18 protein-coding genes are annotated in these 25,381 nt (G+C 61.0%); 4 read left to right on the forward strand and 14 right to left on the reverse strand.

Going from position 1 to position 25,381, the window contains the following annotated elements:
* The first annotated feature begins 91 nt into the window (after window positions 1-91).
* Window positions 92-499, forward strand: coding sequence for a hypothetical protein (locus ABD833_RS18590; RefSeq protein WP_345075048.1), 408 nt, complete (start codon window positions 92-94; stop codon window positions 497-499).
* A gap of 297 nt (window positions 500-796) precedes the next feature.
* Here the strand turns inward: ABD833_RS18590 and ABD833_RS18595 are convergent, their stop codons facing one another.
* Window positions 797-2,386, reverse strand: coding sequence for a glycine--tRNA ligase (locus ABD833_RS18595; RefSeq protein WP_345075050.1), 1,590 nt, complete (start codon window positions 2,384-2,386; stop codon window positions 797-799).
* 319 nt (window positions 2,387-2,705) lie between these two features.
* Here ABD833_RS18595 and ABD833_RS18600 point away from each other — a divergent pair, with 319 nt between their 5' ends.
* Complete coding sequence (locus ABD833_RS18600; RefSeq protein ID WP_345075051.1) at window positions 2,706-4,106, forward strand: inorganic phosphate transporter; 1,401 nt, start codon at window positions 2,706-2,708, stop codon at window positions 4,104-4,106.
* 198 nt (window positions 4,107-4,304) lie between these two features.
* On the opposite strand, the gene ABD833_RS18605 is transcribed toward ABD833_RS18600, so the two are convergent.
* The 11 genes from ABD833_RS18605 to ABD833_RS18655 all read right to left on the reverse strand — a co-directional run bounded on the left by ABD833_RS18605 (window position 4,305) and on the right by ABD833_RS18655 (window position 20,482).
* On the reverse strand, window positions 4,305-4,790 hold the full coding sequence (locus ABD833_RS18605) for a hypothetical protein (protein WP_345075053.1): 486 nt from the start codon (window positions 4,788-4,790) through the stop codon (window positions 4,305-4,307).
* Between the two features lie 188 nt (window positions 4,791-4,978).
* The gene (locus ABD833_RS18610) at window positions 4,979-5,470 is read right to left on the reverse strand and encodes a DUF4385 domain-containing protein (RefSeq protein ID WP_345075054.1); all 492 of its coding nucleotides are present in this window, start codon (window positions 5,468-5,470) and stop codon (window positions 4,979-4,981) included.
* A 1,166-nt stretch (window positions 5,471-6,636) separates the two neighbouring features.
* A complete protein-coding gene (locus ABD833_RS18615) occupies window positions 6,637-8,262 on the reverse strand; it encodes an Ig-like domain-containing domain (protein WP_345075055.1) in 1,626 nt (541 codons plus the stop codon).
* Window positions 8,246-8,575, reverse strand: a complete 330-nt coding sequence (locus ABD833_RS18620) for a hypothetical protein (RefSeq protein ID WP_345075056.1) — start codon at window positions 8,573-8,575, stop codon at window positions 8,246-8,248. Before ABD833_RS18620 ends, ABD833_RS18615 begins: the two co-directional genes overlap by 17 nt.
* Window positions 8,576-8,611: 36 nt before the next feature.
* Window positions 8,612-9,502: a class I SAM-dependent methyltransferase gene (locus tag ABD833_RS18625; RefSeq protein WP_345075058.1), complete on the reverse strand. Its 891-nt coding sequence runs from the start codon at window positions 9,500-9,502 to the stop codon at window positions 8,612-8,614.
* Between the two features lie 101 nt (window positions 9,503-9,603).
* Window positions 9,604-11,472: a tRNA uridine-5-carboxymethylaminomethyl(34) synthesis enzyme MnmG gene (gene mnmG, locus ABD833_RS18630; protein WP_345075061.1), complete on the reverse strand. Its 1,869-nt coding sequence runs from the start codon at window positions 11,470-11,472 to the stop codon at window positions 9,604-9,606.
* 228 nt (window positions 11,473-11,700) lie between these two features.
* Complete coding sequence (locus tag ABD833_RS18635; RefSeq protein ID WP_345075063.1) at window positions 11,701-12,429, reverse strand: GNAT family N-acetyltransferase; 729 nt, start codon at window positions 12,427-12,429, stop codon at window positions 11,701-11,703.
* Window positions 12,430-12,658: 229 nt separating this feature from the next.
* The gene (gene ybeY / locus ABD833_RS18640) at window positions 12,659-13,150 is read right to left on the reverse strand and encodes an rRNA maturation RNase YbeY (RefSeq protein WP_345075064.1); all 492 of its coding nucleotides are present in this window, start codon (window positions 13,148-13,150) and stop codon (window positions 12,659-12,661) included.
* Window positions 13,147-13,605 carry an ATP-binding protein gene (locus ABD833_RS18645; RefSeq protein WP_345075066.1) on the reverse strand — a complete coding sequence of 153 codons (459 nt, stop codon included), beginning with the start codon at window positions 13,603-13,605 and terminating at the stop codon, window positions 13,147-13,149. The genes ybeY and ABD833_RS18645 overlap by 4 nt, the downstream gene beginning before the upstream one ends.
* A 43-nt stretch (window positions 13,606-13,648) precedes the next feature.
* Window positions 13,649-17,050 (reverse strand): DUF4175 family protein, encoded by a 3,402-nt coding sequence (locus ABD833_RS18650; RefSeq protein WP_345075067.1) that lies wholly within the window; start codon window positions 17,048-17,050, stop codon window positions 13,649-13,651.
* 372 nt (window positions 17,051-17,422) lie between these two features.
* A complete protein-coding gene (locus ABD833_RS18655; protein ID WP_345075069.1) occupies window positions 17,423-20,482 on the reverse strand; it encodes a M16 family metallopeptidase in 3,060 nt (1,019 codons plus the stop codon).
* Between the two features lie 364 nt (window positions 20,483-20,846).
* On the opposite strand from ABD833_RS18655, the gene ABD833_RS18660 reads away from it, so the two are divergent.
* Window positions 20,847-22,568, forward strand: coding sequence for a M28 family metallopeptidase (locus ABD833_RS18660; RefSeq protein WP_345075070.1), 1,722 nt, complete (start codon window positions 20,847-20,849; stop codon window positions 22,566-22,568).
* A 215-nt stretch (window positions 22,569-22,783) separates the two neighbouring features.
* Here ABD833_RS18660 and ABD833_RS18665 read toward each other — a convergent pair whose 3' ends face one another.
* Window positions 22,784-23,245 (reverse strand): DUF6799 domain-containing protein, encoded by a 462-nt coding sequence (locus ABD833_RS18665; protein ID WP_345075072.1) that lies wholly within the window; start codon window positions 23,243-23,245, stop codon window positions 22,784-22,786.
* A 119-nt stretch (window positions 23,246-23,364) separates the two neighbouring features.
* On the opposite strand from ABD833_RS18665, the gene ABD833_RS18670 reads away from it, so the two are divergent.
* A complete protein-coding gene (locus ABD833_RS18670; RefSeq protein WP_345075073.1) occupies window positions 23,365-23,766 on the forward strand; it encodes a hypothetical protein in 402 nt (133 codons plus the stop codon).
* Window positions 23,767-23,848: 82 nt separating this feature from the next.
* On the opposite strand, the gene ABD833_RS18675 is transcribed toward ABD833_RS18670, so the two are convergent.
* Window positions 23,849-25,255 (reverse strand): MFS transporter, encoded by a 1,407-nt coding sequence (locus ABD833_RS18675; protein WP_345075075.1) that lies wholly within the window; start codon window positions 25,253-25,255, stop codon window positions 23,849-23,851.
* Window positions 25,256-25,381: the final 126 nt, after the last annotated feature.

Below are 25,381 nucleotides of genomic sequence, written 5' to 3' on the forward strand. Positions count from 1 at the left end.
ACCTTAGTTACCACGTACACCCTTTAATCAAGCTCAACGATTCGGAGGCTGCCCGCCCGGGCCCTCTGCATTGCCTTCCCGTTACCTTCTAATGATTCTCTACCAAACCACCGACGCCTCGCTTACCTATTCCGTCAGCACGGACACGATGTACCTGAGCTATAGTGCCAGTCGCCTGTCCGTATCGTTTGGCCAGGCCTACCAGCTGGCGCTGGAAGAAATGCTCCGCCAGAACGTAGGCAAGCTGCTGCTCGACCTCAAGCGTAATGGCCCGCCCGGCGACGACACCGATGAATGGGTGCTGGAACCCCTGGCCCGGACGTTACCGACGGAATTCACCCGCCCTATTTTCATTGCCGCCGTACTTTCCGAAGGACAATACCAGTACCAGATCGGCTCTTATCTGCCCAGCATTGGCTCTACCTTCGATACCGATCAGGTGGAGTTCAACTACTTCACCTCCCGCCGCGAAGCATCGGCCTGGCTGAACGCCAGCTAACCTTTTACCCGCCCGGATTTCTACCACCCCCATATAAAAGCGGCCCCGGAATATTTCCGGGGCCGCTTTTATATGGGTGATTTTTATCGCCGGTTCCAAAATCGGCTGTCATCCTTCATCTGGCGTCCGCTGGCGAAGGACCTTCCTCCGAGCGAAGCAGAAGCCCCGTGAAAAGAGCAAAGCCCTTTCCCGTCGGGCGCGGAAAAGGGCTTCAGACCTTGAAATGGATTTGGCAGTGACGAAGAGGAAGGTCCTTCGCTCTGCGTACGCCAGATGAAGGATGACAGACGTTCTTTCTTACAGCTTCTCGAAAATCCGGGAGAAGCTTACGGCCTCACCAATGTAGGCGCGCAGCTCCGCAATCGGCATGCGGGTTTGCTCGCGGGAGTCGCGGTGGCGCACCGTCACGGTTTCGTCTTCCAGCGTCTGATGATCCACGGCAATGCAGAAGGGCGTGCCGATGAGGTCCTGGCGGGTGTAGCGCGTGCCGATGGAGTCCTTCTCCTCCACCACCAGGCGGAAGTCGTGGCGCAGGCTGTTGTAGATTTCGTGGGCTTTCTCGGGCAGGCCGTCCTTTTTCACCAGCGGGAAAATGGCGGCTTTCACCGGGGCCACGGCCGGGTGCAGGCGCAGCAGCTTGCGGGTTTTGGTTTTCTGCTCCTCCCCTTCGCCCTCCACGATGGTTTCCTCCTGAAACGCCTGGCAGAGCGTGGCCAGGAACAGCCGGTCGGCCCCCACCGACGTTTCCACCACGTAGGGCACGTAGTTGCCGTAGGGCTTGCCGGTTTCGGGGTTCACGTCGTTGTCGAAGTAGTTCTGCTTTTTGCGGCTCAGCGTCTGGTGCTGGGTCAGGTCGAAGTCACCCCGCGAGTGGATGCCTTCCATTTCCTTGAAGCCGAAGGGGAATTCGTACTCGATGTCGACGGCGGCTTTGGCGTAGTGGGCCAGCTTATCGTGGTCGTGAAAGCGGAGCTTGGCGGCGGGCAGGCCCAGAGCCTCGTGCCAGCGGCGGCGGGTTTCCTTCCAGGTCTTGTACCATTCGCCTTCGGTGCCGGGGCGCACGAAGAACTGCATTTCCATCTGCTCAAACTCCCGCATGCGGAAGATGAACTGCCGGGCCACAATCTCGTTGCGGAAGGCCTTGCCGATCTGGGCAATGCCGAACGGCACCTTCTGCCGCGCCGACTTCTGCACGTTCAGGAAGTTGACGAAGATGCCCTGGGCCGTTTCGGGCCGCAGATAAATCTGGCTGGAGTCGCCGGCTACCGCGCCCACCTGGGTGCTGAACATCAGGTTGAACTGGCGCACGTCGGTCCATCTTGTGGAGCCAGTCCCCGGTTCGCCGATTTCCAGTTCGCGCATTGCGTTCTGTAGATCGAAAGGAGTTCCGATTGTCAGACTGTCAATTGCATACTTGATTTTACCTTCGATATCATGAATTTCTCCTTGATTATCCCAAGGCATACCCTTCACGGGTATTGCACCGTTTTCTCTCGCATTTTCTAATTCAACTTTTCTTTTTTCAAGCTGAACTACTGCTTCCTCAATGAGCACGTCGGCGCGGTAGCGCTTTTTGCTGTCGAGGTTGTCGATCATGGGGTCCGAGAAGCCGTCGATATGGCCGGAGGCTTTCCAGGTGAGCGGGTGCATGAAGATGGCCGCGTCGATGCCCACCACGTTCTGGTTGAGCTGGGTCATGGCTTTCCACCAGAGCTGCTTGAGGTTGTTTTTCAGCTCCACGCCGTTGGGGCCGTAGTCGTACACGGCGGCCAGGCCATCGTAGATTTCGGACGACGGAAATACGAAACCATATTCCTTGGCGTGCGATACGATGTCGGCCAGGGTGTTCTCCGCCGTGGCGGCAGTCTGCTGGGGGGCGTTGCTCATGAGGGTAGTCGTGGGGCTATGGGGTCGGCAAAGTAAACTACGGCTGTGCTTTCCGGAACGTGCCGACAAAAGTAGCAGAAGCTGTGCGGGTTTGACGATTGCCGGACTCACACCAACGTATTCAGCCCCGTCCGGGCCCATCGGCGGGCTTTGGCCTCACCCTTTTACCGCCCCCCTGAACCCCTCTCCCATTCCTGCGTTAAGCGCAAGCAAAAGTGCCTTATTACCAATGTGGCGTAACAATTTCATAATCTTGCCCCGCCTAAGGCCAACAGTACCTTTGGTTGCCGAAAACTGATTTTGAATTAAACCTCCCCTTATGCTTGGCTTAGAGCCTCATGTGCTGCTGCTGCTGATTTTGTGCCTGGTAGCGGCCTGTGCTTTTGAATTCGTCAACGGGTTTCACGACACGGCCAACGCCGTGGCTACCGTTATCTATACCAATGCCCTGCGGCCCTGGGTAGCCGTGGTGTGGTCAGGCTTCTGGAATTTCATCGGCGTGCTCACGGGCGGCATTGCCGTGGCCATGGGTATCGTGTACCTGCTGCCGGTCGAAAGCCTGGTCGATCAGAATGTGTACCACGGCATTGCCATGGTGGGGGCCCTGATTATGGCGGCCATTATCTGGAACGTGGGCACCTGGTACTACGGCCTGCCCTCGTCGTCGTCGCACGCGCTGATCGGCTCCATTCTGGGCGTGGGCATTGCCTACTCCCTGCTGCCCGAATCGCAGAATGCCGCCGTGAACTGGGGCAAAGCCGGCGAAACCGGCCTGGCTCTGCTCATCAGCCCCATCTTCGGCTTCTCGCTCACCATCATCATGATGTTTCTGCTGAAGCGCTTCGTGGCCAACAAAACCATCTTTAAGGAGCCCAACAAGCACAAGCCCCCACCCATCTGGATCCGCCTGATCCTGATCGTCACCTGTACGCTGGTCAGCTTCTTCCACGGCTCCAACGACGGGCAGAAAGGCGTAGGCCTGATTATGCTGATTCTGATTGGCATCGTGCCCATCCACTTCGCCCTCAATGAGAAGCTGAATCCGCTGGACATGCGTGCTTCGCTGACCAATGTGGAGATGGTGATACAGAAGATCAACGCCGATGGCCTGGGGGAAGCCGACCGCAAGCTGCTCACCGAAGTCCGCACCCAGACCAACACGCTCGACCAGATCTTCGTCGACAAAACCGACGTCAAGCAGCTGCCCGAGCAGGCCCGCTTCGAAATCCGGAAGGCGATTCTGCTGCTGAACAACCGGGCCAAAAAACTTATTTCCAGCGACAAAATACCGCTCAGCGCGGCCGACCGCAAGCTCTACGAAACCAGCATCACGCAGATGCGCACCTTCACCGACTACGCCCCGTGGCAGGTGTCGTTGATGGTGGCCTTATCGCTGGGCCTGGGCACCATGATCGGGTGGAAGCGCATCGTGAAAACCATCGGGGAACGAATCGGCAAAGAGCACCTGACCTACGCCCAGGGCGCTTCTTCGGAGCTGGTGGCGGCAACCATGATTGGCATTTCCACCTACGCCGGTTTGCCCACCAGCACCACCCACGTGCTGTCGTCGGCCATTGCCGGCTCCATGGTGGCCAACCGCGGCATCAAGAATCTGAACCCCCAGATGGTGCGCAACATTGCCCTGGCCTGGGTGCTCACCCTGCCGGTTACCATGACGCTGTCCGGGTTGCTGTTTCTCTTGTTCCGCGCCGTGATGTAAAAACCGGCTTCTTGGAATGACACAAAAAAGCCGACCCTGATGGGTCGGCTTTTTTTATTAAACAACGCTGCATCAGCTATTTACTATTTTCGGGAAACCTGACTTCTGACAAGCGAGTTTTCCACCAAAACAGCGGGTTATTAGCTACTTATCAACTTATCAACACCAAAAACCGGGGGTTTTGTGGATAACCTATAGTTAGGCCGGCCATTGGACCTCCAGTTCGTCGTTGATGAAGACGCCGAAATTCACGAATTGGAGCTGATCCTCATCAAAGTAAAGGTCAATCATCTCCTTTTCGTAGGACAGCCGTACGGCCCCTTCTTCCATCTTCTCCATCTCGCTCGACTGCAGACCGTGGCGGCTCATCAGGTCCTGTATTTCCTGAACGCTCCTGCCGTGAATGGCCTCGCCGAAAATGCGCAGCCCGGGATGGTCCGTTTCAATGCAGCTCAGGCGGTAGTCGTCTTCGCGGTCGAAATAGAGCGAGTAGCCTTCCTCCAGATAATTCCAGGCCTGGTGCTCAAACTCGTCGTCATCTTCCGACTCCTCAATCTCTTCGGGCTCGCCCATCAGGGCGCGTACTTCATCCTGCGAGGTGCCGAACTTCAGCGGGCCCATGCCGATGCCGAGGGTGATTTCGTTTTCTTCGGTACTGTTGGGTTGTGGTTGGGAGATTTGCATAGCCTTGGGGTGAGGGGTTTCGGGGTTAAAGGTAGGGAATGGGGACTTGGGGTCTTGGAGGCTTGGGGACTTGGGGACTTGGGGACTTGGGGAGAAGATAGTCGCGGATTCGAAACGGTGGGAAGCCCTTCGGTCTCATTACTCATTGCTCATTGCTCATTGCTCATTGCTCATTGATAATTGCTCATTCACTTCCCGTAGTGGGCTTTAAAATCGGCCATCTGCTGAACGTAGTCGGGGTGCTGCTTGGCCTCGTCCCATTTATGCTTGAAGATGGCGGCCGCAGCGGCTTTTTCGGGGTCTTCGGGGGAGCGGGGCAGCTCAGCGCGGCCGTGGGCGCCGCTCTGCCCCTTCTTGTCGTCCGGGACGGGCCCAGCGTACTTCTTGCCGCCGCGGTGGTTGGCGTAGCGCCTGGCTCTTGTAAAGCCCATCTGCAGGAACTTGCGGGCCATGTCGGCCCCCACGAAATCCCGGGCGGCCAGATAGCCGAGGAAAAGCCCGTAGATCAGCTCCGCTGATTCCTGCGCCACCGCGGGCGTCCGGAACCGCCAGTGCGGTAGTATTTCCGACTTATAGGGCTCCACCAGCAGCACGCCCTGCTCGCCCTTGCCCACGCGGTACAGGTCCGGCCGGTGGCGGAAATCGGTGTGGTGAAAATCGAGGGTGTAGTCGAACGGCATAGGGAGCGGCGGTGGCCCGTATACGCTGAAAAGGCTGGCGATGGTCAGCACCGCTCCTTATCCACGATTCAGGCGGTGGATAAGTGGATAACCTTTGGCTTCTACTAGCTGATAGTCAGATTCTTGAGGTATCAGCTAACGGATGGAGTGGTGAATAACAGCCGTTGGAGGCGCGGTAGTCGTCTGAGTATGCCTTCTCCAAACTGCCGGATTCGGCTTCACGACAAAAATCCAGCGACCCTGCATTTGAAAACTGAAGCCGGCATTTCAATTTTTGGCGGCCGGCTCGTTTATCCACACGGTTAATAACTTTTTAAAAGAGTTTATTTAAAAGATCTTTTTCAAACTCACTCGTTAGGGGTGTGCATAAGTGGATAAGATTGCCGAGTTATAAACAGGGTTGAAAACTTGTGTACAAGTTCCGGCTTATGCACCGTCTGTCAACAGGGGGTGTTGATAATAAAAGACAAGTTATCAGATCATTATACCGATTGTTCACAATCCACAGCGTTATCCACGAATCCACAATCCACACCTTTCGCGCAGTGTGGATTAGGGTGTTTTCCGGGGCAAGTTATCCACCGCTATCCACACTCATGGTGTGGGCAAGCAGGGGTGCAAATGGATTGAAAGCACCAAAAAAACTTATCCGCTATTTATCCACGGGTTATCCGGCGGTTTCCCCACTGTTATCCACAGATTACGCCAGACGACTGAAACCCGGTGGACAACCCTGTGGAAAAGGTGGGGAAAATCAGCTAGTAGCCTAAGGGCGAAGCCTCCCCGTGTGGACATCTTTTGACGCCGCCCGGCCCGGGCGGCCAAGCCGACTCCAGAGGTCAGGGCTACCGCTGCCAACTCTCCAGGGAGGTGGTTGATCGGCGGCCCGATGCGCCGGCCCCGCCGGAGCCGGATTTCTGCTGATCCGGAACCTTCGGAGTTCTTTTCCGGAACGACTACCGGGCCTGTACCGCCCGGCTCCCTTCCGGCAAAAACACCCCGGTCAGTTCAGGAAATGGCCCCCGATACCGACTTAGACGCTGGCAAGGCGCTGGTAAAGGCCATGATGAATCCGGGGAAAAGCACCGGCCCAGAAACGAGCCCGCGGCCCCCGGCAGGGTTACCGAAGGCCGCGGGCCGGCCCGCAACAGACGCTGGCAGGTGGCCTAGAATGCCACCTTTATATCATCGACCTCCCAGTTGGCGCGTACCTGCACGGTCTGGGGCGCCACGTACACCGGCTCGGCGGGTAACCGGAGCTTGGGGTCCCCGCCCCGCCAGGTACCGTCGCCATCAGTATCGATGAGGACGCGCAGCCGGTAGGTGCCGGGCGTGAGGTTGTCGAAGCGGAACGTCCCGCGGGGACTGTCCAGCACGGCCACCGGCTGGTAACTGGCATCGATCAGCTGGAGCTGGTAGCGCCTGGACTTGGTTTGAATGGTACCCGCCAGACTACCAAACGGCGACTCTTCCGTGACGGCCAGCCGCAGCGGCTTCAGCCCCAGGCGTTGGCCGGTACTGGATACCAGGGCCGTGCTGTCCAGAGAAAGGGTCACCGTTTTCCTGGCTTTGGTATTCAACCTGACGGTGAGCAGCGTGCGGTCGGGGCTGAGCGTAACTTCCTGGGGCACGCGCAACGGGCGGCGGGTGAGCGAGTCTTCGACCAAAGTACCTACCGGCTTAGTGGTTACCAGCGGCCGCAGGGGGGCCGTAAACTGAAGCCTGATAAGTCCCTGCCGGTACACGGTGCGCGGGCTGCCTTCCACGGAGTAGGCCGCGGCCCGGCGGGTGGGAAGCGTACCGGGAAACCGCACATTAATGGTGTCGCGCCCCGCATTGCCGACGCTGTCGGCAGAAGCCAATACGTAGCGGCCTTCCGTGAGCACATCCGTCTTGAACAACTGTACGGCGCGCCCTTTTTCGGTTATCGCGAGGCCATCGTTCAGAGTACCGGCCGTAGTGGCGGCGGCATCCAAAGGAGCCAGCGTAGCCTGGCGCAGGCCTTCGTTGAAGCTGACTTTGAACTGCGTGGGCTCGCCTTTCTGCCCCGTAATCAGCGGGCGGCGCGCATCCGGCCGCACCAGCGCGAAGTTGACGGAGTCGAGGCCGGGCCGAATGGTGAGCAGGTCGGGTAGGTAGCCGATCCGCTCCCCGCCATCGTAGCGGCCGTTCTGGTTTTTATCGGCCAGCACGTACATGCGGTAGCGGCCTTCCTTCAGGTTTTGCAGGGTGTAAGCGCCCGCCTTATCCGTTTGCGCCAGATAGTAGGGCTTGCCCCGCCGGATGTTGAGCGTATCCGCCTCCGGATAAAGCGCTACCGAAATTTCCCCGGCCGGCTGATCCGTCAGCAGCTCGATAACGGTTCCTTTCACCGACCCCGAATCGAGGCGGGCTCCGGTGCTGAAGGCCAGCATTACCGTTTCGGCCTTGTTGCTCTCCGTGATGTCGATTATGGCCTCGCGGAAGTTGAAGGAGTAGGTGGTGTTCGGGTCGAAAGGCTTTTCAAACGCCAGGGTGAAGGCCGTGCGCTCCTCCTTTATCTCGTACTTGTTGTCGGCCAGCACGGGCGCCACGAGCAGGTTTTTGACCAGATCCTTGAGCTGCACCGGTTCCGAAAACTCCAGCCGGATAAACTGCTGCTTCACGTTGCGGGCGCCGTTCGGCGGCGAGGTGCTGACCAGCTTGGGCGGCGTGGTATCCCGGGGGCCGCCCTGGGGCGAGCTGATGGTTGCACAACCGCTTAAAAAAGCTCCGGCAGTCAGTAAAAACAGCAGATCAGCGCGAACGGACATTGTACAGCAACAGGGTGGTAAGGGTAACAACGGCCATAGCCGCCACAATGTAAAGCGCCGACTTGCGCGTCACTTTATCGTCGTCGGGCACCAGGGCTACCGCCGCCGGGCGGACTTTCACCGTGTCGGCTACGCTGGTTCGTGCCCTGGAGGTATCGGGCCAGAGAACGGCGGGTGGGCGGGCCTGGTATGAGCCGGGCCTACCGCCAGCGGTGCCCGGGGCCGGCCCGCTGCCCGGAGCGGGCGACCAGGACGGCCGCCCCTCCCCTACCCCCGCCTTGGTTTCAGCCGCCGGAAGCAGGATCAGCAGCAAAAAAAGCCAGGGTAGAGCAGGCGCAGCCACGGCAGGTTAGCGGCGGGCCGCTACGTAAATCACGCTCGAATACAGCCCTTCGTGTTCTTCGGCGAACTTATTGGACTTGTAGCCGGCCTTGAGCACGGTAAGCAGCCCGCCGCCCCGCTCCGCCTTGTGCTTCTCGCTGAGCATGCTCACGTAGTAGGCATCGAGCGGCAAAGGCAGCATTTCGCGCACCGCGAGCTTGTGCTTCTTGAGCAGCAGCTTCATGGTTTTAGGGCTGAAGTGGTAGAGATGGCGGGGCACGTCGTAGGCGGCCCAGTCCTGGCGGTAGTGCTGGGCATCGAGGCTCTCCACGTTGGGCACGGCAATGATGAGCACGCCATCGGGCCGGAGCAGACTTACCAGCTGCTGCATGGTTTCGTTCAGCGTGTGCACGTGTTCGAGCACGTGCCAGAGCGTAATGGCATCGAAGGAGCCCTGCTGGAAGGAAACCAGGCTTTCGGAACCGATGGACTGGCCCACGCGCCGGGTGGCTTCTTCCCGGGCCCGCGGGCTGGGCTCGTAGCCGGTTACCTGCCAGCCGTTGCTTCGGGCCGCGGCCAGAAAGTGGCCGGTGCCGCAGCCGTAATCCAGGATTTTGCCCTTGCGGGGGGCCAGCTGGTTGAGCAGGGCCACCTTGCGGCGCATAGTGAAAAAGCGGGCCACGCGGTACGCCTGGTTGATGACGCCGGTGGCAGCGCTGTTGTGCGACACGTAATCGTCGGACTCGTAGTAGCGCCCGATATCCATCAGGCCCGGCCGCGGATTGGTAAACTGAAACGTGCAGGCCGTGCACTGCACAATGGCAAAGCTTTCCTTACTCACCGATTTATCCTCGACCACCAGCTTGTTGCGGAAGTCGTCTTTGCCGCACACCGGGCACTTCTCTACTCGTTCGTACACTTCTTTCAATTAAAAATTAAGAATTAAGAATTAAGAATTAAGCCCGGGAATGAAAGAAGCACCCCCAATTCTTAATTCTTAATTCTCAATTCTTAATTGATTTACCGGCCAAGGTACACCATCAGCACGGAAATGTCGGCCGGGGAGACGCCGCTGATGCGGGCGGCCTGGCCGATGGTTTCGGGCTGCACCTTGAGCAGCTTTTCGCGGGCCTCGTGCGAGAGGGCCGGCATTTGCAGGTAGTCGAGGCGGCCCTGAATGACGAAGTTTTCCAGCTCGGCCACGCGGGCGGCCTGCTGGTTTTCCTTCTCGATGTAGGACTCGTACTTGATGGTGATAATGGCCTGCTCCAGGCTGTCGGGCAGGTAGTGGCCCAAAGCCAGCGTCAGGTGGGGCAGCGTGCGGGTGAGGTGCGCCAGCTCCAGGTTGGGGCGGCGCAGCAGGTTGATGGCCCGGGTCCGCTCGTGCAGGGTAGCCGAGCCCAGCTCCGCCAGCAGGCCGTTGATTTCGGCCGGCTCAATGGCGAAATTCTTCAGCAATTCTACCACTTCATTCGTTTCCCGCTGCTTCTGCTCCACCCGGAACAGGCGCTCATCCGAAGCCAGCCCCAGGGCGTGGCCCAGCGGGGTGAGGCGCAGATCGGCATTGTCCTGGCGCAGCAGAATGCGGTGCTCGGCGCGGCTGGTGAACATGCGGTAGGGCTCGTCGGTGCCCTTGTTCACCAGGTCGTCGATGAGCACGCCGATGTAGGCCTCGCTCCGCTTTAACACGAACGGCTCCTTGCCGTTGGCCTTGTTGTGGGCGTTGATGCCGGCCATCAGCCCTTGGCAGGCGGCTTCCTCGTAGCCCGTAGTGCCGTTGATCTGACCGGCGAAGTAGAGGTTTTTCACCCGCTTGGTTTCCAGGGTCAGCTGGAGCTGGGTTGGCGGGAAGAAGTCGTACTCGATGGCGTAGCCGGGGCGGAACATCTTCGCATTTTCGAAGCCCACGATTTTGCGCAGGGCGCGGTACTGCACGTCTTCGGGCAGCGAAGAGCTGAACCCGTTGATGTACATTTCCACCGTGCTGCTGCCCTCGGGCTCCACGAAAATCTGGTGGCGGTCCTTGTCGGCGAAGCGGTTGATTTTATCCTCCACGCTCGGGCAGTAGCGCGGCCCCAGTCCCTTAATGCGGCCCTGGAACATCGGCGACTTCTCGAAGCCCTCCTTCAGGATTTCGTGGACTTCGGCGTTGGTGTAGGTGATGTAGCACGGCCGCTGCTTCGTCAGCGTGGGCGTGTCGAGGTAGCTGAACTTGCTTGGGGTTTCGTCGCCGGCCTGCTCTTCCATTCTGGAGTAGTCGAGGCTGCGGCCGTCGACGCGGGGCGGAGTGCCGGTTTTCATGCGGCCCGTCTCGAAGCCCAGCGCCAGCAGCTGCTCGGTGATGCCGGTGCTTTGCTTCTCGGCCGCCCGGCCACCGCCGAAGCTTTTCTCGCCGATGTGAATCAGCCCGTTGAGGAAAGTACCGTTGGTGAGCACCACCGACTTGCCCCGGAACCCGATGCCGAGCTGGGTTGTCACGCCCACTACGGTGTCGTTTTCTACTATGATGCCCATGACGGACTCCTGCCAGAAGTCCACGTTCGGGGTTTGCTCCAGCGTATGGCGCCACTCCTCGGCGAAGCGCATCCGGTCGCTCTGCGCCCGGGGGCTCCACATGGCGGGGCCCTTGGAGCGGTTCAGCATCCGGAACTGAATCATGGTTTTGTCGGTGATGATGCCGCTCTGCCCGCCCAGCGCATCCACCTCGCGCACGATCTGGCCCTTGGCCACGCCGCCCATCGCCGGATTGCACGACATCTGGGCGATGGTGTTCATGTTCATCGTGACCAGCAGCACCTTCGAGCCGAGGTTGGCGGCGGCGGCGGCGGCCTCGCACCCGGCGTGGCCGGCTCCTACTACAATGACGTCGTATTCTTCTTGCTGAAACATGGACCGCGGAGTTAAACGGATTGGACGGATTGCGCGGATCCCCGGCGGCTGAGCACGAACAGGGAGGTTCGGATTCAGCCGCCGGGCGCGGGCCGTTGGGAGCAAACAGGAAGCCCGGGCGGGAAAGTTCGCGCGGCTCCGTACAGAAAACGCCCGCGGCTGGCCCGGCGCAACCCGCTCAAAACGTGCGCAAAGATACGTACGCCCCGGCTTTTTTGCGCGGTATGGCTAATCCGCCGCCGCCCCGTCCGGCTCCTCCCCCGGCCAGTCGGCCAGCAGCCCGGCGGATTGCCGCGCTACGTCATCCCAGGCAAAGGGCCGCCAGCGGCCGGTGAGGCAGTCGAATACTTCCGTGGCGGCGGGGCAGGCAAACAGCTTGTAGTCGAATTTGGGATAGTCGTGCACCACGTAGCCGGGATAATAATAGGTGCATTGCTGGCGGCGGGCGTGCTCTATTTTGAGCAGCATCAGGTATTTGCCCAGGCTGTGCCTGCGGTAGTCGGGGTGGTAGAAGTTCATGATGCCGGCCAGGCTGCGGATGCCGCGGTCGAAAATGCCGGCTGCAATCAGCTGCGTCCCGTCCCGCACTTCGATTACGCTGGTATCGAAGGCATTGTGCTTGGCCCCGGCCAGCAGAAACGACTCCACGGTGGGCGGCGCATCGAAGGTGATGGTGCGGCGGTATGCTGCGTACAGCTCCTCCAGCTCCCGGGTGAGCTGAAAGGGGCGCAGCGCAACCGAGAACCGCCCGTTGAGGCGCAGCAGCCGGCGCTGCTCGGGGCCGTAATGCACGTCGGTCAGCACCAGGCGCAGCCAATGCACGGTGTACACGCCCCCCTCGATAGGGAGGAAACGGCAGGTAAACAGGTCCTGGTGCATTCGGTAGTAGCCCTGACTCAGGTAAAAATCCAGCGCCTGGCCGGGAATGATAAGGTTATGCGACGGGGTGGCGGACATAAAACAGGGAAGGGATATATAAGAACGTCATTCCGAGCGAAGCCGGGGAATCTCGCGCGCTGACTTCAGGAGGAGTAATCCAACGACGCCACGCGGGATTCCCCGGCTTCGCTCGGAATGACGGTCTGTTGCACGGAATACTGTCTGGGGTGCGGCCTTCAGAAACAAAAAACGCCCGCAGTCGGGCGGGCGTTTTTTTAAATCAGATTTCGGAAAGCCACGAACGGCCTCAGAATGTCCGCAGCGAAAGGCAGTAATCCTCTTTCTTGCGCATGGCCGTCTGGCTGAGCAGGTCCTTGTCGGCGTAGCCGAGCAGGTGGAGCACGCCGTGAATCATGACGCGGTGCAGCTCATCGGCGAAGGAAACGCCCAGCTGCTGGGCATTTTCGCGCACCCGCTCCACGCTGATGAAGATGTCGCCCTCGATAATATCGGCATCATCGGCGTTATCGAAGGTGATGACGTCGGTGTACGTGTCGTGGTCGAGATACTCGACGTTGACGCGGTGCAGGTACTCATCGGAGCAGAAGATGTAGGTGAGCTGGACGATTTCGTGCTCGTGGACTTCCGCAATGCGCTCAATCCAGGACGTCAGCGCCTCCGCCTCGGCCAGCTCAAAGTCGACCTCTTCCACCAGGAACTCAATGTCGTGCGACTCCTGTTCCTGCCCGGGCAGGTCGTCGTTCAGCTCATCCCCGTTACCGGGCGGGTGATGCTTCATACCGCGTGCCCGGAAGAAACAGTGTCGGAAGAAGATGATTCACCGGCGGTGGCGGGCGTCAGCAAGAAGGTGAGCTGCACGTTGCGGCCTTCCTTCTGGAACTCCACTTCATCAGCCAGGTGACGGATCAGGAAGATGCCGCGGCCGCCGGGGTTTTCCAGGTTTTCGGGGGCAGTCGGATCAATCAGGTTGTTGAAATCGAAGCCTTCGCCTTCATCTTCTACCTCGAACCGAACCCGGTCTTTGTTGACGTAAAGCGAGAGGTAGACGTTCTTGTCCTTGTCGAACTTGTTGCCGTGGCGAATGGCATTATTCACGGCTTCGGTAACGGCGACCATGATGTTGCCATAAATATCGTCTTCGATGTGGAACGTCTCTTTCGAATTATCGATAAAGCTCTCCACAACGCGGATGTTCTCAACGAGGGAAGGAACCTGAATTTTGACCTGCTTCATAAGTGTGGTAAAGGGAAGGACGGGCGGTAAAATTAGCGGAACGCTATTTCATTTTCTGAAAATATTCACTGACCTCGCGCTGATAGTACGGCGTAAGGGCGGGCGGCACCGTGCGGAGCAACTCCGTCTGCCGGTTTTTCTGCTGCTTATACTTGTCGAAAGCGGGCGGAAATACCGGTGGGCGGGGTTGCGCAGTCTGGGCTTCGCGCTTCTCATCCTGGTCCCGCTCCCGGGCCGATTTCTCGACTTCCAGCAACCGGGTAAGGATCTGACGCTGACGGAGCACCGTTTGCTCCGTTAGCCGCTTATTTACGAGGTCAGTTTCGGTTTGTTCCATTAATTTCTTCACGTCGCCGGTGCCGCCGCCGCCGTCCTGACCTTTGCCGTCCTTCGAGCCTTTTTTTCCTTTTTGCTGGAGCTTATCAAGCTCCCTGAGGGCTTCGCGCAGCATCTGCTGCTGGGCGGCCAGCTTGGCCAGGTCTTCACTCATGGCCCGGCCGGTTTTGCCGCTCTGCTGCAACTGCTGGATCTGCTGGTTGAGCTGCTGCTGCATGCGGCCCATCTGCCCGTCGCCGGCGGCGCTGCCCTTCTTCTTTTTCCTGCCGGGCTTGCCACCGCCCTGCTGCTGGGCCTGCTGGCCCTCGCGCTGCTCCTGCTGCATCTGCTGCAGGGCGTCGTTGAGCATCAACGCCAAGTTGTTCATGCTGGTCATGGCCAGCTGCTGGCTGCCGGTGGCGCGGGCCACGTTGCGCTGCCTGATCTGGTCGAGCGCCTCGTCCATGCGGCCGTTCATCTCCCCTACCTCACGGGTTACGAAGCTCTCCAGCTGCGACACGCGCCTGGCCAGGGCGTAGAGCGAATCCTGAATGATGGCGGCGTCGTCCCTGAGCTTGCGCTGGGTCTGGCCGAGCTGCACGAAGCGCGGATCGGCCTGGTCGACCTGGCGGAACTGCTTCATCAGGCCTTCCTCGTCGAAAGAGAGCTTGAGCAGGTTTTCGAGGATGTCGCGCAGGTCGTCGATGTTCTCCTGCTTCTGGTCGCTTTCCTCCTCTTTCTGCTGCTGGCGCATCTTCTGGGCCATCTGCTTCATCTGCTGGGCGGCTTTCTGCTGGCTCTGGCTGGCTTTCTGGTTCTGGTTTTTGCCCAGCTGCTCCTCACTTTCCTGCTGCTGCTCGTCCACTTGCTCCTGCTCCGGCTTCATCTCGTCGGCGCCGTTTTCGTTGCCGAGCTGCTCGTCCAGCTTCTTCAGGTCGCTGAGGTCCTTCTTGAGGTCTTCGAACTGCTGCTTTTTCTCGGCTTGCTGGTCTTTGAGCTGTTCGTTTTTGGCTTTCTGCTGCTCGTTGGTCGCCTTGTTGTCGGGGTTGTTCCTGTCGTTTTTCGCGGTCTGCTCAGCCAGCTTTTCCTGCTCCTGCGCCAGCTGCTCCAGCTTCTCGGTGGCCTGCTCCTGCTTCTGCTCAAACTGCAGCTGCTTGAACATCTCCAACGCCCGCTCCAGCTCTTTCTGAAGGGTGTTTTCTTTGTTTTCGAGCTGCTGCATCAGCTTCTGCAGGTCCACATCGGGCGTTTTCTGCTCCTGCAGCAGCTTTTGCAGCTGGTCGTAGAGCTTTTTGGTTTCGGGGTCGAGCAGCGAGTCCATCAGCTTTTGCAGCTCCCGGGTTTTCTCGGCCAGCTCCTGGCTTTTGGGGTCGAGCTGGTCCTGCTGCTGGTTGAGCTCCTCAAACAGCTTTTTCATGTCCGCAATCTGCTCGTCCATCTGCTGCTTCTGCTCCAGCATGTCCTGCAGCTGCTTGCGGTCCTGGAAGTTCAGCTCGCGCTTGGTCTTGAGCTTGTCCGAGGCCTTGGCCAGCTCGCGCTCCATCTTCTTGCTCTGCTCCTGCGACTTGCTAAGCTGGCTCTGCACCGAAGCCGACTGCGAGGCCAGCTGCTGGCGCAGCTCCGTCTTGGATGGCAGGCGGAACTCCGCTGCCCGGGTCCGCGCCGACTTGGGGCCGTGCACGCCGTCGTTGTCCCACACCTGCACGAAGTATTCGAGCCGGTCGCCGGGCTTCATACCCAGCGGGGCCAGATTCCACTGGTAGGTATAGCTCTGGCTGGGGCCGCTTTGCAGGGCCAGGGCCCGGACCTTGTAGTCGGCATTGGGCCGCGCTTTCGACGTGACGCGGTAATGCAGCTGCAGGCGCGAGAGGCCGTAGTCGTCGCGCACGTTGCCGCCCAGGGCCAGGTAGCGCAGGGAGGTCGTATCGGCAAAGCTTTCTACCGTCACCTCGGGCACCTGATCGGGCACGGCAGTAATCTGGTACTGGATGGGGTCGCGGTTGAGGCTGGCGGCATTCCGGAGGCGCACGGCGTATTCCTGGCTGCGCAGCACGCGCCGCGTCACCTGAAACTGGTCGTCGGCTGCCGTCGCCGTCACGGTTTCGGTAGGGTTCTGAAACAGCAGCTGGAGCTGATCGGTGGCGGCGGTGGTGAATTCCCAGCGCACGTTGCTGCCTTCCGGTACGGTCAGGTTGCCCGAGTTGCGGATGGTTTCGGCCGGCTTGCTCAGGTAGGCGGGGTAGGTGACCAGCACGGTGAAGTCGCGCAGGTTGGGCCGCTCCCGCACCGTCAGGTCGTAGTCGTCGGAGGTGAAACCGGCCCCGCTGAGCCGGAACTCCACGTCGCGCTGGAGCTGCCGGAACGCGTAGGTGTAGGTGTTGGCGGCGGCCCGGGTCAGGCGTCGCTCCCGGCCGCCGTAGCGAATGCTGATTTCGTTGGGCAGCGCGTCGCCTTCGATGGCCACTTCGAGCTTGAAATCCTCGTTCTTAAACGCTCTCAGGTCCTTGTTCTTCAGCACGAACCGGAATGGCGCGGGCGGGGCGTAGGCGTTGCGGTAGTGCAGAATCCGGTCGGTGCCCTGCACAAACAGGCTGGGCCACACCAGCAGCAGCAGCACCATCACCCCGGCCGGCACGGCCAGGTATTTCCACAGCGGCCGGGTCTGGGCTTTGATGTTGATGCCCCGGGCGAATTCGAGGCCCGTGAGCTGGCCCGCGCGCTGCTCCAGGCTGGCGGCCACCAGGGCATTTTCGCGGGCCTGGCCCTGGAGCTGGAGGGCGTTGAGGAGCTTATCCTGCACCTGCGGAAACAGCTCCCCCACGCGGGCGGCGGCCTGCTCGTCGGTGAGCAGGCGGCGCAGGTTGGTGAGGGCCGCCAGGGGCTGCCAGATCCAGTGCAGAAAAGTGTAGGCCACCAGCCCCAGAAAGCCGAACAGCAAACCGCCCCGCACCCAGGTGGGCAGGTAGAGGAAGTATTCGAGCAGGTTGAGCACCACGAACAGCGTGAGCAGCAGCCCGCCCGCCACCAGCCCCCCGCGGATCAGCAGGTTCAGGTAAAACTTGCGCTTAAAAGCATCCAGCTGAGCCAGCACCTGCTCCAGGGCTGGCAGTCGGGTAGTAGGCGTAGACACAGATTTGTTCGCTAATGGTATAGATAAGCTCATTTCAGAGCTTGGGAAAGATACGGATTGTGGCGGGCCGGCTGCACCAGTCGGCTCAGTAGCAAAACGACACGCACGGGGCCGGTTTTGTTCCGAAGCAAGATACGGCCGAAAAGGCTGCCCTCAGTTTTTGGCCGCGCTGACCTGGAACCGAACAACGACGGTTCCCGCTGAGGTACGCCGAGCGCGGAAGATGCTCCCGGAGGGGCCGCGGTAATTTCAGCCGGCCGGCCCGGCCGCTCTGCCAACGGCACCCGGGGCAATACTCCGGCCCGTTCAACCGTAAAACGCCCGGCTCCTTGGCGGAACCGGGCGTTTCACGGTATCAGAAGCATGTTCAAACTACTCGCCTTTCTCCTTCACTTTCACGCTGTTGTCGTCCTTTTTCTGCTTGCGCTTCGACTTGCGACCGTCGGCATCTTCGGTTTTCGACTTGGCTTTCTTGATGTCACCGGCGGGTACGGCTACCGTAGTCGGGGCTGCCGTCGGCGAGCCTAGCAGAGGCCGGGGCGTGAGGCGGTTGCCGGCCGCATCCATTTCCACGACTTCGTAGCCCAGCTCACTGATACCGGGGAACACCTTGGCCCGGTCGCCGACCACGACGATGTACATCTTATCGGTAGGCAGAACTTTCTGGGCCGTGGCCTGCACGTCTTCCTTTTTGAGGCCGCGCAGAATGGTGTTTTGCTGCTGCACGAAGTCCGGCTTCAAATCATATTCGAGCAGACGGGCGAGGAAGGCGGCTTTCTGGGGGCCGGTTTCATACTTCAGGGCTTCACTCTGGCCAATGGAGGTTTGCAGGGTTTTCAGCTCCTCGTCGGTGATGCCGTTGCGGAAGCCCTTGAGCTCCTTGTCGAACTCCACCAGCGAAGCCGTGGTAGCATCGGCGCGCACGCCGGCCTGGGCCGTGAATGGACCCACGTAGCGGGTGCCGCGGAAGCCGGAGTAAGCGCCGTAGGTGTAGCCCTTATCCTCGCGCAGGTTGCGGTTGATGCGGCTGGTAAACTCGCCGCCCAGCAGGTAGTTGGCCAGGTAGGCGCGGTAGAACTCACCCGTGGCGTCGTAGGGCAGTGCCAGGTAGCCGATGCGGATTTCCGACTGGGCCGCGTCGGCCTTGTTCACGAAGTAGATGCGGGTTTTGTCGGGGGCCGGGCCGGGGTTGCCGGCGGGCAGGGTAGCGCTTTTGCGGGCCCAGGTTTTCAGGAAGGCCAGCCTGGGCAGCAACTCCTGCTGCTCCACGTCGCCGACGACCACGAGGTGGGCGAGGTTGGGGGCGTAGTACTGCGCGTAAAACTGCTTCACGTCGTCGAGCGTGATGCTCTGCACCGTCGTCGTCGTCCCGCTCACGGGGGTGGCCATGATGTCGCCGGCACCATAAAGCAGGGCGGCGTAGGTGTTGTTGGCAATAACCACGGGCTGGGTAGCCTGGTTGGCAATGCCTTCCAGCGTCTGCTTTTTGAGGCGGGCGAAGTCGGCCGGGTCGAAGCGCGGGCGCAACAGCTTCTCTTCCAGCAGCGCCAGGGTGGCGGGCAGGTTTTTGGTCAGGCTTTGTACCTGCACCGTGGTGTTGTCGTTGCCGGACCCGATCTGAATGCTGCTGCCGAGGCGCTCCAGGGCGGCGGCCATCTGCTCACCGGTGTATTTCCGGGTGCCTTCGTTCAGCATAGCTGCCGTGAGGGCCGCCACGCCGGCCTTGCCCTGGTCGAGCTGCTCCAGGCGGTGGCCGCCGCGAATGGTGAGCAGCATATTGACCGCCGGCACCTCGGTGTTGCGGGTACCCATGATGCGCAGGCCGTTGTCGAACAGATCCTGCCACAGCGTGGGCACCGTCACTACCGGATTGGCGCCGGCGGCGGGTACCACGTTGCGGTCAAAATTGTCCTGGCCCTTCACGTAGGTCAGCCCTTTGTACTCGTCGGCGGGAGCCTGGTAGCCGGCCTTGGAAATGGTGAAGTTGTCGGGCCGGGCCGGCTTGGTTTCGCCCGTTTTGGGCAGCACGCTCAGCAGCACGGCTTTTTTGCCCTTGATGTACTGATTGTAGACCCGCAGCACGTCGGCTTTGGTGAGGGCGCGCAGGCGCTTCACCTGCACGGTGAGGTAGTTGGGGTTGCCGGTGTAGGTCTGGTTTTCGGCCAGCGTGCCCACCTTGCCATCGACGCTGCCCAGGCTGCTGACCAGCTGCGCCTCGCGGCTGGCCTTGAAGCGGGTGAGGTCTTCGTCCGTCACGCCGCGGCGCTCAAACTCGGCCAGGCTCTGGCGCACCCGGTATTCGAGGCTGTCGAGCCCCTTGCCGGGAAAGGCCTGGGCCGTAATGGTAAACTCGCCGCCCAGCTCGGCCGTGGGGTGGCCGGCGCGGGCCTGCACGGCCCGCTGGTTTTTGATCAGGTTTTTGTAGAGCAAAGAGTTTTTACCGCCGCCGATGATGTCGGCCAAGGCGTCCAGCGGCGTCTCGTCGGGGTTGTTCTGGGGCACGGTCGGAAACACCATCTGCAGCATCGGGAAGCGGATGTTGTCGGTGTAGCTCACGTAGCGGTCCTGGGTGAGCCTGGGCGCGGGCAGCTTCATGTTCTGCACCGCCGGCCCGCGCCTGATGGAGCCGAAATACTTTTCCGCCAGGGCCACCACGTCGGCCGGCTTCACGTCGCCGCCCACGGTGAGCGTGGCGTTGTTGGGGCCGTACCAGCGCAGGAAGAAGTTCTTCAGGTCCTGCACGCTGGAGCGGTCCAGGTCCTGGAGGTAGCCGATGGTGAGCCAGCTGTAGGGGTGGCCGTAGGGGTACAGGTTCTTGGCTACGTATTCGCTGGCCAGGCCGTAGGGGCGGTTGTCGTAATTCTGGCCGCGCTCATTCTTCACCGTAGCCCGCTGCACCTCGAAGCGGGGCTGGGTTACGGCGTCGAGCAGGTAGCCCATGCGGTCGGCTTCGAGCCAGAGGGCGCGCTCGAGCTGGTTGTTCGGAACGGTTTCGTAGTAGTTGGTCCGGTCGCGGTTGGTGCTGCCGTTGTTGGTGCCGCCCGAGCCGACCACGAGCTTGTCGAACGTGCCCTGGGGGGCGTGGTCGGAGCCCTCAAACATCATGTGCTCGAAGAAGTGGGCAAAACCCGACTTGCCGATTTGCTCCCGGGCCGAACCGACGTGGTAGGTTACATCGACGTGGGCCAGCGGGTCGGAATGGTCTTCGGTTACGATGAGGGTGAGGCCATTGGCCAGCACGTACTTCTCGTAGGGAATCATCAGCTCGCCGGGCTGGCGGGTTACTTTTTCCACCAGCCGGGTGCCGGCCGCGGTGGTCGGGCCAGCGGCTGGTTTGGCCGCGGCCGGAGCCGCTTTTTTCTGCTGGGCCACGGCCGGGCTTAGCGTAAGGGCCGTGCCCAGGCCCAGCAGCAGGAAGGATTTTGTGAGCATAGAGCAGGAATAGGGAAGGAAGTTCGGCTTGAAGGTAAGCGAGAAAAAGACACCGGCCCTGGGTAAGCGACAACGCTTTTTGGATGAGTGAAGCCCTTGCCAGCGTGTGGGGGCGGGGCTGGCCCCCGCCCGTCGTGGAACGAATCCGGCCCCAATCGTTCCACGACGGGCGGGGGCCAGCCACTTCGCGAGGGGTTAACCAAGATTTTGCGGGATAACCGAGGACGGTCCTTCGCAGGCTCAGGATGACGGGTGGTGGTAGCCACTGAAACGCCGCCCGGCACCCTGGATTGCCATGCGCCGTTTTTTCGGCACCTTGACCCCAAATTACTTCCCGCGCCATCCTCTGTCCCTTTCCCTGCTCATGCGCTTCTCTTCTTCTCCCCTACTCCTGGCCGGTGCCGCGCTGCTCACGCTGCTGGCCGGCTGCCAGAGCCGTACGTCCGACTCCGCCACCACGACCGCGTCGCCCGAAACAGCCGCTGCCCCGCCCGACACGACGGTGGCGCCTTCGCCCAACGACGGCATCACGGCCGCCGGCATTGGCGACTACATCAAAGTGCTGGCGTCGGACGAGTACCAGGGCCGCAAGCCGTTCACCATCGGGGAGCAGAAAGCCACGGATTTCCTGGCCGCGGAGTTTAAGAAGCTGGGCCTGCAGCCGGGGCCGGACGGCACGTATTTCCAGGCCGTGCCGCTGGTCGAAATTACCGGCACGCCCGCCCCTACCATGCAGATTACGGGGGGCCAGCAGCCTCTCACGCTGAACTACAAAACCGACTACATGGCTTTCACCGAGCAGGAGAAGCTGAAGGTGGCGGTCAACAACTCGCCGCTGGTCTTTGCCGGCTACGGCGTGGTGGCCCCCGAGTACGGCTGGAACGACTACGCCGGCCTCGACGTGAAGGGCAAAACCGTGGTGGTGCTGGTGAATGACCCCGGCAACGCGGGCAACGACACGACTATGTTCAAGGGCCGCGCCATGACCTACTACGGCCGCTGGATGTACAAATACGAGGAAGCCGCCCGCCAGGGCGCTACCGGCCTGCTCATCATCCACGACACCAAGCCGGCGGCGTATCCGTGGTCGGTGGTGCAGAGCAGCTACTCGGGGGCCAAGCTGCGCCCCCAGACCGCCGACAAAGGCGCCAGCAAGTGCGTGCTCGAAGGCTGGGTGACGCTGGACGCGGCCAAAAAGCTGTTCACCGCGGCCGGCCAGAACTATGATGAAGCCTACGCCGCCGCCAACAAGCCCGGCTTCCGGGCCCGCCCCCTGAACCTGCAGGTCAGCACCAGCATCAGTAATAAGCTGCGCCGCCAGACTTCCCGGAACGTGGTGGCCGTGCTGCCCGGCACCACGCGCCCCGGCGAGTACATCTTCTACTCGGCCCACTGGGACCACCTCGGCATTGGGGCCCCGGTAAACGGGGACTCGATTTACAACGGGGCGGCCGATAACGCCAGCGGCTGCGCGGCCCTGCTCAGCATCGCCAACGCCTTCCGGCAGGCCAAGGAGAAGCCCGGCCGCAGCATCGTGTTTCTGGCCGTAACGGGCGAAGAGCAGGGCTTGCTGGGCTCGATGTACTACGCCAGCCACCCGCTGTTTCCGGTGAATAAGACCGTGGCCGACCTCAACATGGACGACCTGCCCAACATGGGCCCCATGCGCGACCTGACCGTTATCGGCTACGGGCAGTCGGAGCTGGACGACTACGCCCGCGTAGCCGCCCGGGAGCAGGACCGCTACATCCAGCCCGACCAGAACGCCGACAAGGGCTACTTTTTCCGCTCCGACCACTTCAGCTTCGCCCACGTGGGTGTGCCCTCGCTCTACGCCAGCGGCCAGGCCGACAGCCGCCTGAAAGGGAAGGCGTACGCTCAGCAGCGGGCCGAGGAATTTGAAGCCCACACGTACCACCAGCCTTCGGATGAGTACGACGCGAAAGCCGACTTCCGCGGCATGGAGCAGGATGCCCGCCTGCTGTTCCGCGTGGGCCAGCGCCTGGCCGCTGAAACCACCTTCCCGCAGTGGAAAGTGGGTTCGGAGTTCAAGGCTATCCGGGAGAAGTCAATGAAAGGGAAGTGAGAGCGGAGAACTGGGAATACGCCCAATGGAGCTGTCATCCTGAGCTTGCGAAGGACCTTCCTCTTCGCCACTGAAAAGTTGTTTTGAACGAGCAAAGCCCTTTCCCGCGCTGTGGGAAAGGGCTTTGTGAATTGAAACGGCTGCAGTAGTAGTCGAAGAGGAAGGTCCTTCGCTCTGCTCAGGATGACAAACGATTTCAGGCTGACCGTCAGCACCTAATCGTCGTCGTCGTCGTCCTCTTCCTCATCGGGCAGGCGGCGGCCGTGCTGGTCACGCTGCCGCTTTTGCTCGTAGTGATACCGGCGGACGGTGGTCGAATTGCCCGTGGCAGCGGCTTTGGCGGGCTTTTCCAGGCGCACGGGCAAGGGCAGGAAGGTGGTGCCGTCGGGGTTGGTGGCGCGCCGGACAAACCAGGTGCCGGTGCGCAGATCCACGCCGTCGCCGGCCAGGAGCTGACCCTGACGGCCGTAGGCCAGAAGTACGTGGCCGTTGGGCCGTACGCGGGTTCCGTTGGGCAGCCGCACTTCCCGGGTTACGGGGCGGGTGGTGCCGTTTTGCAATAGCAGGAGCCGGCCGTCGGACCAGAGCAGGCCGTCGCGCCCAGGCGGCGGGGTGGTTTGGGCGGAGGCGGCGAAACCGATCAGGGCCAGCAGCAGTCCGAATACAAGGCGGATCATCAGGAAATTTTCAGTCAGCCCGGACATTTTCCACCATTGCTGGTTTAGCTGGTATCACAAAGTAACGGGCTTTTTCGCCCCGCCGCCCGCGGCCTGCCGTTTCGTCGTTTTTTGCCTCTATGCTCGTTCCCAGCCTCGACCTCACCTACCTGCGCCTGTCCCACCGCCCCGACCTGCAAATCCTGTTTTTGCGCTGGAACCGGCCCGTGTCGTCGCAGGAGCACCGCGACGGCTACCGCCAGGCGCTGGCAATGGCCCAGGTGCACGGGGTAGGCCACTGGCTCATCGACCTGCGCACCCGCGGGCTGGCCAGCGCCGAGGATTTCGAGTGGGTGCTGACCGATTTTCGCCTGCAGATGGCCCAGGCTTTGCCCCAGGCGTCGCGCCGCCTGGCCTATTTCGTCACGCCCTACCACCAGCCGACCATCGATGAGCGGATAAAGACCCCGGAGCTGCGCAGCCTCCACCGGGTTTTCATCGAGGAAACTCCGGCTCAGCAGTGGCTGGCGACGGGCAGGTAAGCCGCTTCCCGGAATCTTCAATTCAAGCAAAAGGGCCGCTTCCAACCAAGGAAGCGGCCCTTTTATTTTCCGATCAGGCGGACTACACCCGCGGATTGGTTTGCATGGGCGAATCGTAGGCCGGGTTGTCCAGCGTGGGCTGCTCCTCGGGCAGGCGGATGTCGTCGGTGTCGTTGACGCGCAGGGTCAGCAGGCCGGCGATGATCATCGAGCAGCCGCCCAGCACCAGCGTGTACACCGATTCGCCGTGGAACACAGTCTTGGTAAAGAAGCCCAGAATCAGGCCCGCCACCACCTGCGGAATCACGATGAAGAAGTTGAACACGCCCATGTAGTAGCCCATCTTGTTGGCGGGCAGGGCCCCGGCCAGCATGGCGTAGGGGACGCTCAGGATCGAAGCCCAGGCAATGCCCACGCCCACCATCGACAGCAGCAGCATGTTGGGGTCCTGGATGAAGTAAATCGAAATCAATCCCAAACCCCCGGCCGTAAGGCAGATGAGGTGGGTGACGCGACGGCTGGTAGCGCGGGCAATGGCCGGCAGCAGCAGGGCCGCAATGGCCGACACGCCGTTGTAGACGGCAAAGCAGATGCCTACCCAGTCGGCCCCTTCGTTGTAGAGCTTAGACGTGGCGTCGGAGGTGTGGTAGATATGGCTCGTGACGGCGGGCGTGGTGTAGATCCACATCGAAAACAACGCCAGCCAGGAGAAGAACTGCACAATGGCCAGCTGACTCATCGTCTTCGGCATGTGCGCGATGCCGGCGAAGGACTCGCGGATGCCGTTCAGAAAGCCCGAGGTGCGGCGCTTTTCTTCCTCAAACTCCGCTAAGTTCTCCGGCGGGTATTCCCTGGTCCGGATTACGGTCCAGAGGACGGCCAGGAAGAACACGATGCCGCCGATGTAGAACGCATACTTCACCGACGGCGGAATCTCGCCGGCCGGGGCCGTATTGGGCACGTCGAACCAGTTGGTGAACATCCAGGGCAGCGACGAGGCCACTACCGCGCCTATGCCGATAAAGAACGTCTGGGCGGCGAAGCCCGTGGTCCGCTGCGAGGCCGGCAGCAGGTCGCCGACCAGCGCCCGGAAAGGCTCCATGCTGATGTTGATGCTGGAGTCCATAATCCAGAGCATGCCGACGGCCATCCACAGGGCCGTCACGTTGGGCATTACCAGCAGGGCGAACGAGGCCAGAACCGCGCCCACCAGGAAAAACGGGCGGCGGCGGCCCCACTTCGGGCTCCAGGTACGGTCGGACATGTAGCCGATAATAGGCTGCACCAGCATCCCGGTGAGCGGGGCGGCCAGCCAGTAGAGGGCTATTTCGGTGCCGCCCAGGGTTTCGAAAATGCGGCTTACGTTGGCGTTCTGCAACGCGAAGCCGAACTGGATGCCCAGGAAGCCGAAGCTCATGTTCCAGATTTGCCAGAAGCTCAGGCGGGGTTTTTCGCGGGTGCTGGCCGGGGCCGCTACACTGGTTGCCATTAGGGGAATTTTTAGGGGTTGGTGCCTGGGGCCTGGTTTTTGGTTTTTAGTTTTTGGTTTTTAGTTTTTGGTTGTTGGTTCGTTCAACGATTACCAAAAACCAAAAACCAACAACCAATAACCAAC

Source organism: Hymenobacter fastidiosus, from assembly GCF_039539565.1.
GTDB lineage: Bacteria > Bacteroidota > Bacteroidia > Cytophagales > Hymenobacteraceae > Hymenobacter > Hymenobacter fastidiosus.

Excerpts from the sequence above, each read along its gene's own strand:
- mnmG (WP_345075061.1), bottom strand. The coding sequence starts at position 11,472 with ATGTTTCAGCAAGAAGAATACGACGTCATTGTAGTAGGAGCCGGCCAC.
- ABD833_RS18645 (WP_345075066.1), bottom strand. The coding sequence starts at position 13,605 with ATGAAGCAGGTCAAAATTCAGGTTCCTTCCCTCGTTGAGAACATCCGC.
- ABD833_RS18665 (WP_345075072.1), bottom strand. The coding sequence starts at position 23,245 with ATGATCCGCCTTGTATTCGGACTGCTGCTGGCCCTGATCGGTTTCGCC.
- ABD833_RS18605 (WP_345075053.1), bottom strand. The coding sequence starts at position 4,790 with ATGCAAATCTCCCAACCACAACCCAACAGTACCGAAGAAAACGAAATC.
- ABD833_RS18590 (WP_345075048.1), top strand. The coding sequence starts at position 92 with ATGATTCTCTACCAAACCACCGACGCCTCGCTTACCTATTCCGTCAGC.
- ABD833_RS18655 (WP_345075069.1), bottom strand. The coding sequence starts at position 20,482 with ATGCTCACAAAATCCTTCCTGCTGCTGGGCCTGGGCACGGCCCTTACG.
- ABD833_RS18660 (WP_345075070.1), top strand. The coding sequence starts at position 20,847 with ATGCGCTTCTCTTCTTCTCCCCTACTCCTGGCCGGTGCCGCGCTGCTC.
- ABD833_RS18600 (WP_345075051.1), top strand. The coding sequence starts at position 2,706 with ATGCTTGGCTTAGAGCCTCATGTGCTGCTGCTGCTGATTTTGTGCCTG.
- ABD833_RS18595 (WP_345075050.1), bottom strand. The coding sequence starts at position 2,386 with ATGAGCAACGCCCCCCAGCAGACTGCCGCCACGGCGGAGAACACCCTG.
- ybeY (WP_345075064.1), bottom strand. The coding sequence starts at position 13,150 with ATGAAGCATCACCCGCCCGGTAACGGGGATGAGCTGAACGACGACCTG.
- ABD833_RS18675 (WP_345075075.1), bottom strand. The coding sequence starts at position 25,255 with ATGGCAACCAGTGTAGCGGCCCCGGCCAGCACCCGCGAAAAACCCCGC.
- ABD833_RS18610 (WP_345075054.1), bottom strand. The coding sequence starts at position 5,470 with ATGCCGTTCGACTACACCCTCGATTTTCACCACACCGATTTCCGCCAC.
- ABD833_RS18635 (WP_345075063.1), bottom strand. The coding sequence starts at position 12,429 with ATGTCCGCCACCCCGTCGCATAACCTTATCATTCCCGGCCAGGCGCTG.
- ABD833_RS18670 (WP_345075073.1), top strand. The coding sequence starts at position 23,365 with ATGCTCGTTCCCAGCCTCGACCTCACCTACCTGCGCCTGTCCCACCGC.
- ABD833_RS18615 (WP_345075055.1), bottom strand. The coding sequence starts at position 8,262 with ATGTCCGTTCGCGCTGATCTGCTGTTTTTACTGACTGCCGGAGCTTTT.